Source organism: Candidatus Symbiopectobacterium sp. NZEC127 (assembly GCF_025962675.1).
GTDB lineage: Bacteria > Pseudomonadota > Gammaproteobacteria > Enterobacterales > Enterobacteriaceae > Symbiopectobacterium.
The window spans coordinates 591,932-609,384 of the sequence record NZ_JAGFPG010000002.1; the positions used below are offsets into that span (position 1 = coordinate 591,932).

The 17,453-nt window shown below is 54.5% G+C and carries 18 protein-coding genes; 11 read left to right on the forward strand and 7 right to left on the reverse strand.

Annotated elements, in window-relative coordinates:
• Window positions 1-8: 8 nt before the first annotated feature.
• Complete coding sequence (smpB, locus tag J5069_RS12650) at window positions 9-491, reverse strand: SsrA-binding protein SmpB (protein ID WP_264644211.1); 483 nt, start codon at window positions 489-491, stop codon at window positions 9-11.
• Window positions 492-646: 155 nt separating this feature from the next.
• Here smpB and J5069_RS12655 point away from each other — a divergent pair, with 155 nt between their 5' ends.
• Both J5069_RS12655 and J5069_RS12660 read left to right on the forward strand, forming a co-directional pair.
• On the forward strand, window positions 647-1,081 hold the full coding sequence (locus J5069_RS12655) for a type II toxin-antitoxin system RatA family toxin (protein ID WP_264644212.1): 435 nt from the start codon (window positions 647-649) through the stop codon (window positions 1,079-1,081).
• Complete coding sequence (locus tag J5069_RS12660) at window positions 1,074-1,358, forward strand: RnfH family protein (RefSeq protein ID WP_264644213.1); 285 nt, start codon at window positions 1,074-1,076, stop codon at window positions 1,356-1,358. Before J5069_RS12655 ends, J5069_RS12660 begins: the two co-directional genes overlap by 8 nt.
• Before the next feature lie 47 nt (window positions 1,359-1,405).
• Here the strand turns inward: J5069_RS12660 and bamE are convergent, their stop codons facing one another.
• The 3 genes from bamE to nadK form a co-directional block, all read right to left on the reverse strand.
• Window positions 1,406-1,741 (reverse strand): outer membrane protein assembly factor BamE, encoded by a 336-nt coding sequence (gene bamE / locus J5069_RS12665; protein WP_264625736.1) that lies wholly within the window; start codon window positions 1,739-1,741, stop codon window positions 1,406-1,408.
• 178 nt (window positions 1,742-1,919) lie between these two features.
• Complete coding sequence (recN, locus tag J5069_RS12670; protein WP_264644214.1) at window positions 1,920-3,581, reverse strand: DNA repair protein RecN; 1,662 nt, start codon at window positions 3,579-3,581, stop codon at window positions 1,920-1,922.
• 87 nt (window positions 3,582-3,668) lie between these two features.
• Window positions 3,669-4,547: an NAD(+) kinase gene (gene nadK, locus J5069_RS12675; RefSeq protein WP_264644215.1), complete on the reverse strand. Its 879-nt coding sequence runs from the start codon at window positions 4,545-4,547 to the stop codon at window positions 3,669-3,671.
• Window positions 4,548-4,685: 138 nt separating this feature from the next.
• On the opposite strand from nadK, the gene grpE reads away from it, so the two are divergent.
• The 9 genes from grpE to nudK all read left to right on the forward strand — a co-directional run bounded on the left by grpE (window position 4,686) and on the right by nudK (window position 13,950).
• Window positions 4,686-5,273, forward strand: coding sequence for a nucleotide exchange factor GrpE (gene grpE, locus J5069_RS12680; RefSeq protein ID WP_264644216.1), 588 nt, complete (start codon window positions 4,686-4,688; stop codon window positions 5,271-5,273).
• Between the two features lie 229 nt (window positions 5,274-5,502).
• Window positions 5,503-6,741 (forward strand): Nramp family divalent metal transporter, encoded by a 1,239-nt coding sequence (locus tag J5069_RS12685; protein WP_264644217.1) that lies wholly within the window; start codon window positions 5,503-5,505, stop codon window positions 6,739-6,741.
• A 161-nt stretch (window positions 6,742-6,902) separates the two neighbouring features.
• The gene (locus tag J5069_RS12690) at window positions 6,903-8,057 is read left to right on the forward strand and encodes an iron-containing alcohol dehydrogenase (protein ID WP_264644218.1); all 1,155 of its coding nucleotides are present in this window, start codon (window positions 6,903-6,905) and stop codon (window positions 8,055-8,057) included.
• 181 nt (window positions 8,058-8,238) lie between these two features.
• Window positions 8,239-9,255: a 2-dehydro-3-deoxygalactonokinase gene (locus tag J5069_RS12695; protein WP_264644219.1), complete on the forward strand. Its 1,017-nt coding sequence runs from the start codon at window positions 8,239-8,241 to the stop codon at window positions 9,253-9,255.
• 14 nt (window positions 9,256-9,269) lie between these two features.
• On the forward strand, window positions 9,270-10,262 hold the full coding sequence (locus tag J5069_RS12700; RefSeq protein ID WP_264644220.1) for a 2-dehydro-3-deoxygalactonokinase: 993 nt from the start codon (window positions 9,270-9,272) through the stop codon (window positions 10,260-10,262).
• A 76-nt stretch (window positions 10,263-10,338) separates the two neighbouring features.
• Window positions 10,339-11,646 carry an MFS transporter gene (locus J5069_RS12705; RefSeq protein ID WP_264644221.1) on the forward strand — a complete coding sequence of 436 codons (1,308 nt, stop codon included), beginning with the start codon at window positions 10,339-10,341 and terminating at the stop codon, window positions 11,644-11,646.
• A gap of 85 nt (window positions 11,647-11,731) precedes the next feature.
• Window positions 11,732-12,400 carry a bifunctional 4-hydroxy-2-oxoglutarate aldolase/2-dehydro-3-deoxy-phosphogluconate aldolase gene (locus J5069_RS12710; RefSeq protein WP_264644222.1) on the forward strand — a complete coding sequence of 223 codons (669 nt, stop codon included), beginning with the start codon at window positions 11,732-11,734 and terminating at the stop codon, window positions 12,398-12,400.
• 135 nt (window positions 12,401-12,535) lie between these two features.
• The gene (locus tag J5069_RS12715) at window positions 12,536-13,333 is read left to right on the forward strand and encodes an IclR family transcriptional regulator (RefSeq protein ID WP_264644223.1); all 798 of its coding nucleotides are present in this window, start codon (window positions 12,536-12,538) and stop codon (window positions 13,331-13,333) included.
• Window positions 13,334-13,371: 38 nt separating this feature from the next.
• Window positions 13,372-13,950, forward strand: coding sequence for a GDP-mannose pyrophosphatase NudK (gene nudK, locus J5069_RS12720; RefSeq protein ID WP_264644224.1), 579 nt, complete (start codon window positions 13,372-13,374; stop codon window positions 13,948-13,950).
• 41 nt (window positions 13,951-13,991) lie between these two features.
• Here the strand turns inward: nudK and tkt are convergent, their stop codons facing one another.
• From tkt to rpiB, 3 genes are read right to left on the reverse strand one after another with little or no spacing between them, the layout of a single operon-like run.
• Window positions 13,992-16,010, reverse strand: coding sequence for a transketolase (tkt, locus tag J5069_RS12725; RefSeq protein WP_264644225.1), 2,019 nt, complete (start codon window positions 16,008-16,010; stop codon window positions 13,992-13,994).
• Between the two features lie 15 nt (window positions 16,011-16,025).
• Window positions 16,026-16,976, reverse strand: a complete 951-nt coding sequence (tal, locus tag J5069_RS12730) for a transaldolase (protein ID WP_264644377.1) — start codon at window positions 16,974-16,976, stop codon at window positions 16,026-16,028.
• Between the two features lie 4 nt (window positions 16,977-16,980).
• A complete protein-coding gene (rpiB, locus tag J5069_RS12735) occupies window positions 16,981-17,439 on the reverse strand; it encodes a ribose 5-phosphate isomerase B (RefSeq protein WP_222159674.1) in 459 nt (152 codons plus the stop codon).
• Window positions 17,440-17,453 lie beyond the last annotated feature (14 nt).

Sequence of the window (17,453 nt, forward strand, 5' to 3'; positions counted from 1 at the left end):
CGCTACTGCTAGCGGTTGGCGTTTTTCATGATGCGCGCCTTGTCCGTTTGCCACTCGCGCTCTTTGATATCCGAACGCTTGTCGTGCTCTTTCTTGCCTTTGGCAACACCAATCTTCACTTTTGACCAGGCGTTCTTCCAATAGAGCGAAAGCGCGACCACAGTGTAACCTTCACGATTAACACGTCCGTAAAGTGAATCCAGCTCGCGCTTGTTCAGCAACAGTTTACGGGTGCGTGTAGGGTCACAAACCACGTGGCTTGAAGAGGCCAGCAGTGGTTGAAAGGTAGCACCAAACAGAAAAGCCTCACCACTGTGCAACAGTACATAGCTGTCGCTGATGTTGGCCTTACCTGCGCGTAGTGATTTTACTTCCCATCCTTGCAACGCCAATCCCGCTTCGAATTCTTCTTCAATGAAGTATTCGTGGCGAGCACGCTTGTTTTGCGCAATGGTAGCGGAGCCGGGTTTATAAGCTTTTTTCTTTGTCATAGTGTCGTCATTATACCGAATGTTAAAGGGAAAGACATCACTGCCGCATCAGTGAACGCAGGTTGAGGAAGGGATGCGATCGTCGCCTCAGAATTTTTACCATCCGGGCCATCGGTGCTATTATTCTGCGCGTTTGAAGTTATACGGAAAAAGCCATGCCCAAGATTAGTCGCTCTGCTCTGGTGCCTTACAGCGCGCAACAGATGTATCAGTTGGTGAATGATGTCGCCTCCTATCCCCAGTTTCTGCCTGGCTGTACTGGGAGCCGGGTTATTGCTGCCAACGCTGAAGAAATGACGGCTGCCGTCGATGTCTCTAAAGCCGGGATCAGTAAAACCTTTACCACGCGCAATACGCTCACTGACAGCCAATGCATCAATATGCAGTTAGTTGATGGTCCGTTCCGTCAACTGAGTGGCGATTGGCGCTTTATTCCCTTAAGTGCCGATGCGTGCAAAGTTGAACTCCATCTCGATTTTGAGTTCACCAATGCGCTGATCGAACTGGCCTTTGGCAAAGTGTTTAAAGAGCTGGCAAGTAATATGGTGCAGGCCTTCACCCTGCGCGCCAAAGAGGTATACCGTGCCTGAAATTCGTGTCGATGTGGTTTATGCGCTGCCAGAACGTCAGTATATGCGGTCCGTGACAGTAGAAGAGGGCGCAACGGTGGAGCAGGCTATTGTCGCCTCCGGGTTGCTGACACTGCGTACCGATATCGATTTGCAGATCAATAAAGTCGGGATCTTTAGCCGGCCGGCCCGTTTGACGGACGCAGTTACCGAGGGCGATCGCGTAGAGATCTACCGCCCGTTGATTGCCGATCCTAAAGAATTGCGTCGCCAACGCGCGGAGCGTTCCAAAAAATAAGGCACATTCAGTGCCTTATTATGCGTGTTCTGATCCCCGCACCACTATCAATTCAGCGTCGGTTGATTTTTCACGTTGGTCAAAATGCCATCCTGGCTGAAGGTCAGCGTCAGCGTTTGCTGTTTTACCGCCTCATGCCCGGGTTGCTGGCGGAAAACGTAGAACCAGGTGTCACTGCCAAAGGGGTCTTGCATCATCGGCGTACCCAACGTATAGGCAACCTGTTGCTTGGTCATGCCTGTGTGGATTTTTGCTACATCAGCCGGTGCCAGATAGTTCCCTTGGTTGATATCTGGACGATAAACCAGTCTTTCCAGCGTAGAACAACCGGCGGTCAGCATAACAACCATCGCGGCGATGACGGTCAGCGTTTTACAGCGCATAGTAAATACATTCCTTAAGGGCATAGGTTGCCGATGATAATAGACCTTGCCTGTCTTGAAAACCGGCAAGGCGCTTGTATGACCACCGGAATGCAAAAAAGTTGATTATTTTTGTCTTAACGCCAACGGTAACAACGGTAAAACCCACTCAGCCATCAACATCAGCCATGGCTTGCTGTTAGGCGGCCAGTAACTCTTTGGCGTTCGCTAATGTGTTTTTGGTGACTGCACTGCCACCCAACAAACGGGCCAGCTCTTGCAACCGTGCGCGTTTGTCCAGCGGCTGCATCAGCGTTTCGGTGGCGGCACCGTCGGTGTGTTTGCTGACAAAGAAGTGTTGATGTCCGCATCCGGCAACTTGCGGTAAGTGGGTCACACACATCACCTGGGTGGATGTGCCGAGTTGGCGCAGCATTTTGCCAACAATCGCGGCGGTCGGGCCGCTGATACCCACATCCACTTCGTCGAAAATCAGCGCTGGGGTGTCCATTTTACGCGCTGTAATCACCTGAATGATCAGGGCGATACGGGAGAGTTCGCCGCCGGAGGCGATCTTCGCCAGCGCCTGATGCGGTTGCCCAGGGTTCGTGGTAACCAGAAAGGCGATGCTGTCGGCGCCATAGGCTGTCAGGCGTTCCGGCGAGAACTCCACTTCAATGGAGAAGTGGCCGTGCGGCATGGCGAGTTCATGCATTTGTGCCGTGATCAACTGAGACAGTTCAAGTGCATGGTGCTGACGGCGGGTATGTAACTGTTCCGCGGCGTGAAGCGCCTGTTGGTGATATTCGCTGACGGCCAGACTGAGCGTAGCATGGTTGCTCTCTTGTTCTGCCAGTTGCTGCTGTTCATCCAGCAGTTGCTGGTAGAATGCGGGCAGGTTTTCAGGGGTGATATGGTGTTTACGCGCCAGCGCCATCTGGCGTGACAAGCGCTGTTCCAGCTCATAGAGTCGGGTTGGATCAAGATCCGTTTGTTCGCTGTAGTGGCGCAACTCATCGCTGGCTTCGCTGATTTGAATGCTGGCTTCTTCCAGCATAGTTAGCACGCTGCCCAATTTTTCATCCATGGCAACAAGTTCACCGAGCTGGTGCTTTGCGCTGTGGAGCATGCTCATGATGTTCTGATCGTCATTTTCGCTGAGCAGTTGCAGAGTATGCTGGCTAAGCGACAGCAGTTGGCCGCTGTTAGCCAGCCGTTTGTATTCGACGTCAATGTGCTCGTATTCGCCGGGCAGTGGGGCAAATTCTTTCAGCTCCTTGAGCTGGTATTGCAACAGTTCACGGCGCGCTTCACGTTCGATATTCGCTTGTTGCAACTGTGCCAGATCGCGACAGCTTTGGTGCCACTGTTGCCAGATTTGTTGCATGGCAGTAAGCAGTTGCGGTTCGTCGGCATAGGCATCCAGCAGGTGACGTTGGTGTTCAGGTTTAAGCAGCAACTGATGGGCGTGCTGCCCGTGCAGTTGAATCAGGTGCTGGCCCAATTCACGCAACTGCGATAACGGCACGGCGGTGCCATTGATAAAACCACGTGAGCGCCCGTCAGCACTGATCACTCGGCGCAGCAGGCACTCGTTGCTGTCATCCAGTTGGTTTTGCTCCAACCAGGCTCGCGCCGCAGGGGTATCGCTGAGGGCGAACCGGGCACAGATATCGGCGCGCTGTGCGCCAGGGCGCACCATGCTGGCGTCAGAGCGGTTGCCCAGACACAGGCCCAGTGCGTCAATCGCGATGGATTTGCCTGCGCCGGTTTCGCCGGTGATAACGCTCATACCTGATTGAAAATCAATTTCTAACTCACGCACGATAGCGAAATGACTGATAGTGAGTTGCGCCAGCATGAATCACCTTCCTGTATGTAACAACAGACTGTAATTACATACAGTATAATGCCGTTTTTTAACCAGTAAAGTGGTCCGCGCAAAATTTTAGAATAATTTTTTCGACCACCCTAGTTTTGTGCTTAACGTATTAAAATAGCTGTAATTTTCTGGGTGTATCAAATTTAGTGAGTATTGGCTGCGGGTAATCAGCACCTCTTCGCCTTCCTGTACCGGCAGGGTTATCTGGCTGTCGCAGCTCAACTCCAGATCGTTGGTGATATGAGAAAACTTCAGGCGGATGGTGCTGCTGCTGTTTATCACCAGTGGCCGTGCTGAAAGCGTATGGGGAAACATTGGCACCAGCGCGATGGCATCCAGTGTCGGCGTCAGAATGGGGCCCCCACCGGAAAGCGAGTAAGCGGTGGAACCGGTGGGCGTTGAGATAATCAGGCCGTCCGAGCGTTGGGAAAAGGCGAAGCGATCGTCGATATAGACTTCGAATTCAATCATATGGGCGACTTTACCGGGGTGTAGCACCACCTCGTTGATCGCCGTGCTGGTGCTGTCGGGCTGATTGCGACGGCACACGTGCGCTTCCAGCATAAAACGCCGTTCGCTCAGGTAGCGTCCTTCCAGCACCTCGGTAAGCTGCTGTTGCGCCTGATCGGGATCGAGATCGGTCAGGAAGCCGAGATTTCCCCGGTTGACGCCAATAACATCAATGTCATAGCGAGAGAGCACGCGGGCGGCACCTAGCATGTTGCCGTCGCCACCCACCACCACAGCCAGATCGGCTTGCATACCGATCTCTGCCAGGCTGCCGGTCAGCGCGTCGGGCAGGTTGAGCTCGTGGGCGATATGCTGCTCCAGCATGACCTGGTAGCCCTTGCTGTGCAGCCAGTGATACAACATCTCATGCGTCGCCAGTGCCGTGGGGTGGCGCGGGTGGCCCACAATGCCAATGCAATTGAACTGTTTAGTCATCGTTATGCTTTTCCTTACCCAGTGCCGCCCGGTATCACGAAATCTGTCGGTATATGTGACTGCTTCTCTTGAATCCCCGGTTTTGATCCCCATAATAAGCGAACAAGCGAGATGAATGCTAAAACCGCGGAGAATTTCATGAGTAGTAAAGAACAGAAGTCGCCTGACGAGCAAGTCGTAGATCAAATGGAAGCGGCACAGGGGCAACATGCGGAAGTGGAACCTGCAATGACAGACGTCGCCGACCCGCGTGATGAACGTATTGCTGAACTGGAAGCGCAACTGAGCGAACTACAGCAGCGTGAGCGCGATACCGTGCTGCGCGCGCGTGCCGAAACGGACAATATCCGCCGTCGCGCTGAAATGGACGTGGAAAAAGCGCACAAATTTGCGCTGGAAAAATTTGCGGGTGAAATGCTGCCGGTAATTGATAACCTCGAGCGTTCGCTGGATGCTGCCGATCGCAGCAATGAGTCCCTTGCCTCGTTGATTGAGGGTGTGGAACTGACGCTGAAATCGTTGCTGGATGCGGTGCGCAAATTTGGTATCGAGGTGGTGGGTGACGTGAACGTACCGTTTAACCCGGAAGTGCACCAGGCCATGACCATGCTGGAATCGGCCGACCATGCGCCCAATTCCGTAATGATGGTAATGCAAAAAGGTTACACCCTGAACGGCCGCTTGCTGCGTCCTGCGATGGTCGCTGTTTCCAAAGCGAAGGGCTGATTTCCCTGAGCGACCCGCGCGTGCCCTGAAGGCAGGCGTAACAAATTGAAATCAATAAAAACCCCAAGTGACTTTACCTTGGGGTTTTTTGTTTATATTTTGTTAACAATATGGCTGTGATCACATTTTTAGCTATCGCAGCAATCCGTTTTACCACTCCAAATGCACTTGATAATCATTATCATTCATGACAGAGTGAATCATTATAGAGGTAATAAAGGGTCATCGTATGCCGGGGAGCCGAGTGATAGAGACGGCCAGCCGCACATCAAGGAAGCTTAAGCTTTCCCTGATGGGGCCAGCATTTATAGCGGCGATCGGCTATATCGATCCGGGTAACTTCGCCACCAATATTCAATCGGGGGCGGCCTACGGCTACCAATTGCTGTGGGTGGTGGTATGGGCCAACCTGATGGCGATGTTGATCCAACTGCTTTCCGCCAAGCTTGGGATTGCCACCGGGAAAAATCTGGCAGAGCACATTCGCGATCGTTTCCCTCGCCCTGCGGTGTGGGCCTATTGGGTGCAGGCGGAGATTATCGCCATGGCAACCGATTTGGCTGAATTTATCGGTGCTGCCATCGGCTTTAAGTTGCTGTTGGGGGTTTCGCTGCTTGAGGGCGCAATCCTCACGGGCATTGCAACCTTCCTGATTTTGGCGCTGCAACAGCGCGGTCAAAAGCCGCTGGAGATGATTATCGGCGGTCTGCTGCTGTTTGTCGCTGCCGCGTATATCGTCGAGCTGATCTTCTCTCGTCCTGAAATGGCCTCGTTGGTGCGCGGAATGGCTGTGCCGCAGTTGCCCACTTCGGATGCGGTGCTGCTGGCCGCTGGGGTATTGGGGGCCACCATTATGCCCCACGTGATTTACCTGCACTCTTCATTGACCCAGCAGGGCGAGGCCCACACCCGTGCCGAGCGCTACGCCGCCACCAAAATCGACGTGGCAGTGGCGATGACCATTGCCGGATTCGTCAATTTGGCAATGATGGCTACTGCGGCGGCGGCGTTCCATTTTAGCGGCAATCAGGATATCGCCGATCTGGAACGTGCCTATCTCACCCTCGATCCACTGTTAGGGAAGGCAGCTGCGACCATTTTTGGCTTAAGCCTGGTGGCTGCGGGGCTCTCTTCGACCGTCGTGGGGACGCTGGCTGGTCAAGTGGTGATGCAAGGGTTTATCCGTTTTCATATTCCACTGTGGGTGCGGCGCACGGTCACCATGCTGCCCTCGTTTATTGTGATCATGTCCGGCATGGAACCTACTCGCGTGTTGGTGCTGAGCCAGGTGCTGCTCAGTTTCGGCATTGCGCTGGCGCTGGTGCCGTTGTTAGCCTTTACCGGAAATCGGGCGTTGATGGGAGGTATGGTCAACGGTCGTTGGGTACAGAATGCCGGTAATGTGATTGTTTTTGTTGTTATTTCTCTTAATGCGTATCTGCTGGTCAGCACGTTTTTCCTCAGCTGACGCAACATAATATTTCTCACGGCTAACGGATTGTCGTCACAATAAATGTGATGGCAGTCCATTTTTTTTATCAAAAGGCTGGCGCTCATTTTTCCTCCTCTCTATTATCTGGATCATTAATACGAACAGCGTTCGCATATGCGAACAATAAGAGGTGAGAGATGCCAGCTTTTGATTACAGTAATCCCGTCAAATTTCATTTTGGATTAGGACGACACAAGCAAGTGGGCGACATTGCCCGTCCTTACGGTAAAAAGGCACTGCTGGTGGCGTCAGACAGTTCCAAACCTACCGGGCAGTTGCAGGCGGTGCAGCAGTCGCTGACGGAAGCGGGCGTCGCGTTTGCGGTTTACGATCGCTTTATGCAGAACCCGCTGTCCACGCTGGTGGCTGAAGGGGCGCAGGTCGCTGTCGATGAAGGATGCGATCTGGTGATCGGTCTGGGCGGCGGCAGCGCGATGGACATGGCGAAAGGAATCGCCTTCTCTGCGGTCAATGAAGGAAGCATCTGGGATTACGTGTTTGGTCGTAAAGTCGGCACCCGCGCGTTGCCGATCATCCTCATCCCAACCACCGCAGGCACCGGCAGTGAAGCTAACCGCACCGCGGTATTCACCAACCCGGAAACCAACGACAAGAAAGGCTTGGTGAATCCGCTCATCTACCCGAAGGCGGCCATTATCGATCCTGAATTGATGCTGACTCTGCCAAAACGCGTGATCGCTGGGCCGGGAGCCGACGTGCTGTTCCATGCTCTTGAATCCTTCATTTCCAAGAATGCCACGCCGTTCAGTGAAATGCTGTCCCTGCGTGCGATTGAGCTGATCGCGCAGAACCTGCCGCTGGTCTATGACGATGTCACCAACGTCGCCGCCTGGGAGAATGTCACGCTGGCCAGCTCCCTGGCAGGCATGGCAATTGACTGTGCGGGCACCACGCTGCCGCACGCGTTGCAGCACCCGATGGGCGGTCTGCTGGACGTGGTGCACGCGGAAGGTATCGCGGCCATTTACAAACCCTTTATGGAATATACCTGGCCTGCGGCACCGGAGAAATTTGCCGCTATCGCCAAAGCCATGGGGGTAGATACGCGCGGCATGAGTCAGGAGCAGGCAGCGGAAAGCAGCGTGGCAGCGGTTCATCAATTCCTGACCGGCATTAATATGGTGCCTACCCTGACGCAATTGGGCGTTAAAGAAGAGCACTTCGATTGGTTGATTAATAATGTATTAACCACCATGAAAGTCGTGCTATCGAATAATCCACGCGTACCAGACGGAGAAAAGATTCGAGAAATTTATCAGGGCTGCTTGTAATTCTGTCTGCGTTATCCACCAGGGATAAACGCTTATTTATCGGGTGCGAATTGTTATTAATAACGACCCGCACCAGATAAGAAAAAGCTATTCCACCTGACGAGATTTTTTCGTCAGAGGACTTCTGTACCCTATTTTTGATGCCCGTTATAAATGTTATGAAAATAAGAGGCTAACGATTATGTTTGTGGTTATTGATTGTGGTTCTACCAATACCCGCCTTTATCTGATCAACGATCAGGCGGTAATCAGTAAAAATGAAATTCCCGTCGGGGTAAACAGCACGGCAGCGACCGGTAACAATACGGCCTTGAAAGAGGGCATTGCGGCCGGTTTCCAACAGTTGCTGGCGCAGGAAAGCCTGACGCTCAACGATGTGCGCTTTGCCATCGCTTCAGGGATGATCACCTCTAACCTGGGGCTGGTGGAGATCCCGCACCTGACTGCACCGGTCAATATCGACGATCTTGCCACCTTTGCCCGCCAATATCGCGACCCGGCCATTTTCCCGGTTGATATTCCAGTGGTGTTCATTCCCGGTATTAAAAATGCGCCAGGCAAGGGGGGATGGGAAGGGATCGCATCGCTGGATTTAATGCGTGGTGAAGAAACGCAGGCGATTGGTGTGCTGAGCCGCCATCAGCCCGCGTTGCCGTGCACCATCATTGAATTGGGATCGACCACCAAGCTGATTCACATTGATGCGCAAGGAAGACTGGCTGGCAGCATGACGTCGCTGAGCGGTCAGGTGTATGCCGCTGTCCTGAAAGAAACTTTTATCGGCTCCAGCGTTAAAAGCGCTGAGCCCCAACCTGACTGCTTTTCTGAGCAGATTGCCGATGCAGCATACCGCAGCGTCCAGCAGAGCGGGCTGTTGCGCACCATCCTGCTGACCCGTTTTATTCAATTCTCACTGGATACCCAACCGGCGGAGCGCAAGCTGTTCTGCGAAGCGGCGATAGCGGCTGATGACATGAAACTGTTTGCCGATGCCCAGCAGCAAGGGTTTGACCTGAACGGTGAGGTGATTTTTGTCGGCAACGCGCAGCGCTGCCATATCTACCAGCACATGATGAAAAACGTGCTCGGTCTGACGCGCCCGGCGACGCTTATCACCGCGCGGGACGAGATTGACCGGCTGGTGGTGGAAGGGGCGGGCTATATCGCCGCTCGCGTTGAACTGGGGCAACAGGGCTGAGGCAGGAGAGAAACATGTATTCCGTTACCATCGATACCGGCACCACCAATACTCGCGTTTTTGTCTGGCAGGACAATCGCATTATTGCTGAAGCCAGCCAGGCAGTTGGCGTGCGTGACACGGCCATCACCGGCAGTAAAGAAACCCTGACGCGGGGCGTGCAGGCTGCGGTTCAGGCCGCGCTGGCACAGGCAGCGTTACCGCCGGACGCTAAAGTGACCTACCTGTCTGCCGGCATGATCACCTCCAATGTTGGCCTGTGTGAGATCCCACACGTTGTGGCACCCGCTGGCATTAACGAATTGGCGGCGGGCATGGTGCAACAGGTCATTCCCGAGGTGAGCGATCAGCCGATTTGGTTTGTTCCCGGCATCCGTAACAACGATGGCGCGGTTGCGCCGGAAAACGTCGAAAAAATGGATGTGATGCGCGGAGAGGAAGTGGAAACCATTGGGGCCATTGCCGCGCTGGACATTCGCGGCCCGGCGCTGATTATCCAACCGGGTTCCCACTCCAAATTCATTAAAGTCGATGCGGATAATCGCATTGAAGGCTGCGTAACCACCATTGCCGGTGAGTTACTGGACGTGATTACTCAGCGCACCATTCTGGCCAGCTCGCTAAAACACCAGTTCGCCAATGAAGTAGAAGCGCAGTATCTGCTGCAAGGTGCGCATGATTGTGCCGCCGTCGGTCTGGCACGCAGCTGCTTCTCGGTACGCATTCTCGATATGTTCGCTTCACTGAGTGATAACCAAAAGGCGAACTATTTGCTCGGTGCGGTATTACAAACGGATATTCTCGCGATCAAAAACAGCAAAGCGCTGAATATCTCCCCGGATGCCACATTAGTGATTTGCGGCAAGAAAATATTAAAGAACGCCTTTGAAATATTAATTAAGGATGATGCCTTTTTTACCGGTGATGTGGTGGTGATTGATGATAATCAGCCCTCGCTGTCTGGCTTAGGTGCATTGGAAATTGCCCGGGTCAGGAAAATTATTTAACGAACATTCCGCCTGTTAGCAGGCAGAAGAATGTCATTACCTCTTACCCTACAGGTATTATTATAGGAATATCACGATGAGTACTCTGGTTAATACCGACGCCGCGAGTAAAAAAATCGGCAAGAAACGGTGGTTTGTCGTTTTCTTGTTATTAATTGGCGGCGTTATCAATTATCTCGACCGCGCGGCATTATCCATTGCCGCACCCGACATGATGAAAGATCTGCATTTGACCAATACCGATATTGGCTTGATGGGATCGGTGTTTGCGCTGATTTACGCCATGTGCCAGCTGCCTTCCGGCTGGCTGGTCGATAAATTTGGGCCGAAGAAAGTTTACAGCTGGGCCATCGGCCTGTGGAGCGGTGCCACCATGCTGACCGGTGCCTGTAGCAACCTGACGACGCTACTGTTTGCGCGCGGTATTTTGGGTATCACCGAAGCGCCATGCTGGCCGGGTGCGGCGAAAATTACCGCCTCCTGGTTCCCGAAAAAGGAACGTGCGCTGGCAACGGGCTTCTGGGATGCGGCATCCAAATGGGGCCCGGCCATCGCTCCTCCGATTCTGGTTGCCATCATTGTACCGTTCGGCTGGCGTGCCCTGTTCTTTATCGCCGGTGGTATTGGTCTGATCTTCCTGGTGTTTTTCATCTTCGCTTACCATCAGCCGGAAAAACATCCGACGCTGAGCAAAGAAGAACTTGATTACATTAAAGAAGGTGGCGGCGGTACCGCCGAGAAACTGGGCAACAGCGAAGTCACCATTAGCTGGGGCGGGTTGTTCAAGTACAAATGCGTGTGGGGCATGATTCTGGGCTGGTTCTGCTATGTGTGGATGATGAACATTTTCACCACCTTCCTGCCGCTCTATTTGATGAAAACCCAGAACATCGAACTCAAAGCGTTGGGCATCTACGCCAGTATCCCTTACTTCGGCGGTATCGTCGGGGCCATTGGTGGCGGGTATCTTTCCAAATGGTTGATGGACAGGGAAATTTTCAGTGATTCACTGGTTGCTAAACGCGTCACCATCAGTATCTCCGCGCTGCTGGCAGGCGTTGCAGTCGTGGCTATTCCGTTCGCCACCAGCCTGACCGGTACGCTGGCCCTGTTGGTGATTGCTATGGCGCTGCTCTCGGCACTTTCTGCAACCGGCTGGGCATTACCGGGTGATGTCGCTCCGGCATCCATGGTGGCTTCCGTGGGCAGTATCCAGAATTTCGGCGGTTACTTCGCCGGTTCACTCTCACCGTTGGTGACCGGCATGATCGCCGATGCCACCGGTTCTTACACCATGGCGTTCGTCAGCGGCGGCATTATCGCTGGCTGTGCCGCCCTGTGCTACTGGTTCATCGTCAGAAAACCGATCGTCGCTAACGCATGATCGCAGTGAAGGCGGCCTCGCGCCGCCTTTTTCGCCGTTTGTTGCAGTCGATTTAATAGTTAATTAAAGGGTTATGAGGTTATCAATGATTAAGCACCGAGTGATTCACGCCATAGAAGAAACGGGCATTATCGCGATTGTCAGAGGGACAAAACCCGAGGAGGTGATCCCCGTGGCACGCGCGCTCTACGATGGCGGCGTGCGCGTGTTGGAAGTGACCTGCAACACGTCAGGTTATCTGCGCAGTATTGAAGCGCTCTCGACGGAATTGGGCGACAAAATGTGGATCGGTGCGGGCACCGTGATCAATCCGGTGATGGCGCAGTTGGTGATGGATGCGGGCGCTACTTTTGTGCTGGCACCGGATTTTAATCCACAGGTGGTCAGCATGGTGCATGAAAAGCAGAAGCTGATGATCCCGGCCGTCGCCACGCCGTCGGAAATATTGCAGGCGTGCCGCATGGGCGTCGATTTGTTGAAGCTGTTCCCTGCCAACGGCCTGGGCGTCAACTATCTGAAAGAGTTGCAGGGACCGCTTAACAATCTCTCAATCATTCCTGTTGGTGGCGTGACGCTGAATAATGTCGCAGACTTTGCGCAAGCGGGCGCATTTGCCGTTGGGGTGGGCAGCGAACTGATCAATAAAACGTTAGTGGCCGAGCAGGCGTGGCAACAGTTAACCGAGCTGGCACAGACTTTTATTACGCGTTTCCACGAAAATAAAAAGCCAGACGACGTTTGTTACCCTCTCTGATTGACTATCATCTTCCGATAACGGCTGCCTGCTGCACTATCAACGCGGGTTGCCCTTATCGGTACTTTTATTTTTTCTTACCGCTATGGTTATCTTGTATAATCCCGCGCAAGCGAATGCATGGGGATGGATGGCGTGGAAAAAATCAATCGCTCGGTGGCCAGAGCGCTGGATATGCTGGAATTGGTGGCAGGGACACGGGATGAGTTAACCATAACGGAAATCAGTACTCAGTTAGGCATACCGAAAAGCACCACCTTCGATATTATTTATACGCTGGTGGATAAAGGCTACCTTGAAATCGCCAATCCCCGTGTCAAATCTTTCCGTCTGGGGCTTAAACTGTTCCAGACCGGTGCGGTTTATCTCGATCAAACGCCGTTTCACGAAGCCGCACGCTCGGTGCTGGAAGAGTTGGCTGCCAGCGCGCAGGAAACCTCGTTCCTGGCGATGGAGAACGACGGCATGTTGGTGTATCTGGATAAAGTGGAGAGTGCTGCATCAGTGCGTACCTCTGCGCGCATTGGTTCCAATAACCCGCTTTATTGTACCGGCCTTGGCAAGGCGCTGCTGGCGACCATGCCGGATGAACAGATCAAAGCCATTCTCGATAAAACCGGCGGTTTGCAGCCGATTACCCCCTTCACCGTGACGGATGAAGCGCGTTTTTTCGGCGTGCTGAACGAAGCACGCCAGCGCGGCTACGTGATTGACGATCGTGAACATAACGCGGAAGTGTTTTGTGTCGCAGCACCTATTTATAACGCACGGGGTAAAGTGCAAGCGGCGCTGAGTATTGCCAGCTTGTTTTCCAAAGTAAAAGATAACCCTGAGCGTATTGCTGAGCTGGGTTCGCTGATCTCAACGGCGGCGCTGACGTTATCGCGTCGTATCGGTTTTCGCGGTGAACATCTGTATCAGGAGTTTCGTTAAGTCAGCCGCGTGGTTTTCGCGCGTGATGGAGTGTTGTGATGTCGTCTCCCATAAAGCTCATTGAAAAGAAACTGCTGTCCGATAACTGGTATGTGCTGCACAACTACACGTTCGATCTGCAACGTAAACGCGGCGGGGTGGTGCGACAGCGGCGCGAAGTTTATGACAAAGGCGATGGTGCCACCATTCTGCTTTATAACCGCGATAACAAGACGGTAGTGCTGACGCGCCAATTTCGTATGCCAACTTACCTCAACGGCAACGAGAGCGGCATGCTGTTGGAAACCTGTGCTGGCCTGCTGGATGCGTTATCGCCGGAAGAATGCATCCGTAAAGAAGTGATGGAAGAGACTGGCTACCTGATCGAGCAGGTTGAAAAACTGTTTGAAGCCTACATGTCGCCCGGTAGTGTCACAGAAAAGGTGCATTTTTTTGCTGCAGAATACCAAGATTCCCAACGTCTGGCGCGCGGAGGCGGCGTGGAAGATGAAGATATTGAGGTTATCGAACTGCCGTTTACTGACGCGCTGGCGATGATCAACGACGGGCGTATCTGCGATGGGAAAACCATCATGCTGCTGCACTATGCGCAGCTACAGGGATGGTGTGCAGCGTAAAAAGAGGAAGGGGCGTTTCTGAGGCGCCCCGATTGTTGAAGTCAGCCTTGGCGTAACAGCGAACTCGCCACATCCACTACGTTATCCACCGTAAAGCCAAACACCTCGAACAGTTTTTCCGCCGGAGCCGATTCGCCGAAGCGGGTCATGCCCACAATCGCGCCGTTCAGGCCGACATACTTGTACCAGTAGTCTGCGATGCCCGCTTCAATCGCCACGCGGGCGCTCACTGCTTTCGGCAGCACTGCTTCACGGTAGGCCGCATCCTGCTTGTCGAACGCATCGGTAGACGGCATGGAGACCACGCGTACCTTGTGGCCCTGCGCGCTCAGCACGTCGTAGGCTGCAACCGCCAGCTCCACTTCTGAGCCGGTGGCAATCAGGATCAGGTCCGGCTGGCCGTCACTGTCTTTCAACACGTAAGCGCCTTTCGCCACGTTCGCCAGTTGCTGCGCGGTGCGTGTCTGCTGCGCCAGGTTTTGACGCGACAGGATCAGCGCCGTTGGGCCATCCTTGCGTTCGATGGCGTATTTCCATGCCACCGCGGTTTCTACCTGATCCGCCGGACGCCAGGTGCTCATGTTTGGCGTCACGCGCAGGCTCGCCATTTGCTCTACCGGCTGGTGCGTCGGGCCGTCTTCACCCAGACCGATGGAGTCATGGGTGTAAACGTAGATGCTGCGGATTTTCATCAGCGCGGCCATGCGCACCGCGTTACGGGCGTACTCCACAAACATCAGGAAGGTCGCGGTATACGGCAGGAAGCCGCCGTACAGCGCCAGACCGTTGGCGATGGCGGTCATGCCGAACTCACGCACCCCGTAGTGGATGTAGTTGCCCGCCGGGTCTTTATCCAGTGAGACCGAGCCGGACCAGATGGTCAGGTTGCTCGGTGCCAGGTCGGCAGAGCCGCCGAGGAATTCCGGCAGCAGCTTGCCGTAGGCTTCCAGCGCGTTCTGTGAGGCTTTGCGGCTGGCAATTTTCGCCGGGTTGGCCTGCAAATCGTCAATGAATTTCTGGGCATCGGCCTGCCAGTTGGCCGGCAGGTCACCGACGGTACGGCGTTTGAATTCGGCAGCCAGTTCCGGATAGGCTTTGGCATAGGCGGCAAACGCCTCGCTCCAGGCGCTCTCTTTTTGCGCACCCGCGGCTTTGGCATCCCAGGCAGTATAGATATCGGCCGGAATTTCAAACGGCGGGTATTTCCAGCCCAGCTGTTCACGTGAAGCGGCCACTTCGGCGTCGCCCAGCGGTGCACCGTGGGAATCGTGAGTACCGGCCTTGTTCGGTGAACCGAAACCAATCACGGTTTTGCACATCAGCAGCGACGGTTTGTCCGTCACGGCGCGCGCCTGTTCGATAGCGCGGGTGATGGCATCGGCGTCATGACCGTCGACGCCACGCACCACGTGCCAGCCGTAGGCTTCGAAGCGTGCTGCGGTGTCATCGGTGAACCAGCCTTCCACGTGACCGTCAATCGAGATGCCGTTGTCATCATAGAATGCCACCAGCTTGCCCAGCTTCAGGGTCCCGGCCAGCGAGCACACCTCGTGGGAGATGCCTTCCATCATGCAGCCATCACCCATAAAGGCGTAGGTGAAGTGGTCAACGATATCGTGACCCGGGCGGTTGAACTGCGCCGCCAGCGTGCGCTCTGCCAGCGCCATGCCGACCGCGTTGGCGATGCCCTGCCCGAGCGGGCCAGTGGTGGTTTCCACGCCGTCAGTGTAGCCGTACTCCGGGTGACCCGGGGTTTTGGAATGCAACTGGCGGAAGTTCTTGAGCTCTTCAATCGGCAGGTTGTAGCCGGTGAGGTGCAGCAGGCTGTAGATGAGCATGGAAGCGTGACCGTTGGAGAGCACAAAACGGTCGCGGTTGGCCCAGTGCGGGTTAGCCGGGTTGTGATTAAGGTAATCGCGCCACAGGACTTCGGCGATATCTGCCATACCCATGGGTGCGCCCGGGTGACCGGATTTGGCTTTTTGCACGCCGTCCATGCTGAGTGCGCGGATAGCGTTGGACAGTTGGCGACGAGCGTGTGGCGTATCAGACAACGACATAGTGGGCTCTCCAAATCACAGTTGCGCGGCAAGCATCGCTTCCAGTTTTTCCTGATCGATAGCGAACAGGCGAATGCCTTCCGCCAGCTTGTCCACCGCCATGGCATCCTGACAATGCTCCCAGCGGAACTCGGCTTCGCTCAGCGGAGAAGGGCGGTGCAGCGCTTCCACCGACGGCGTGAGCTGGCGCGTTACCGGTGCATTGCTGTTTTTCAACTGATCGAGCAGTGACGGTGAGATGGTCAGGCGATCGCAGCCTGCCAGCGCCAGAATTTGTTCCACTTTACGGAAGCTGGCTCCCATGATCACCGTGTTATAGCGATGACGCTTGTAATAGTCGTATATCTTTTGCACTGAAAGCACGCCGGGATCCTGCTCGGCCTGATAGTGTTCCGCAGGCTGTTTGGCTTGATACCAGTCGTAGATACGGCCAACAAACGGCGAGATAAGAAACACGCCCGCTTCGGCACAGGCGCGCGCTTGGGCAAAGGAAAACAGCAGCGTCAGGTTGCAGTTGATCCCTTCGCGTTCCAGCGCTTCCGCCGCGCGGATGCCTTCCCAGGTGGAAGCCAGTTTGATCAATATGCGCGAGCGCGGAATGTCTTTCTCTTCATACAGACCAATCAGCTTGCGCGCCTTGGCGACACACATGCCGCGATCGAATGACAGACGAGCATCCACCTCGGTGGAGATGCGTCCCGGCACCGATTTGAGGATCTCGGCACCGATATTGACCGCCAGGCGGTCGCCCGCGTTGATCAACTGGGTAGCGCTGTTGCCCCCCTGTTGGCGGGCATAGGTAATAGCCTCTTCAAATAGCGGGCTATATTGCGGCAGCGTGGCCGCTTTCAAAATCAGCGAGGGGTTGGTGGTCGCATCTTCGGGCGCAAACTGACGAATCGCATCAATATCACCGCTGTCCGCGACAACAACGGTAAACTGCTTTAGAGCATCGAGTTGATTCATCATATCACCGCCCGTTTTCCTGCTGCTCGTAGTAGCCGATGCGATCCACTTTGGGCGCCGATCCCCCGCCTTCAAATTCAGACGCCAGCCAGGCTGCGACGATCTCTTTTGCCAGCTCAGGCCCGATAACCCGTGCGCCCAGCGAGATAATTTGCGCATTATTACTTTTTCTGGCGCGCTGTGCAGAATAGGTGTCATGGCATTGGGCTGCCCGAATCCCCGTGACCTTGTTCGCGACAATACTCATGCCGATACCGGTGCCGCAGATCAGGATCCCGCGCTCGTGTTTTCCTTCTTTGATGGAGACAGCGACGGTGTGTGCAACATCGGGGTAGATCGGATTTTCTCCACTGGGATCGTAGCTGTAATCGGTAACCTGCAACCCCTGCTGTTGTAAAAATTCACTAATGATGTTTTTCAAATCGATCGCGGCGCTGTCTGCGCCAATCGCAATTGCGTGCATACCCATCTCCTGCC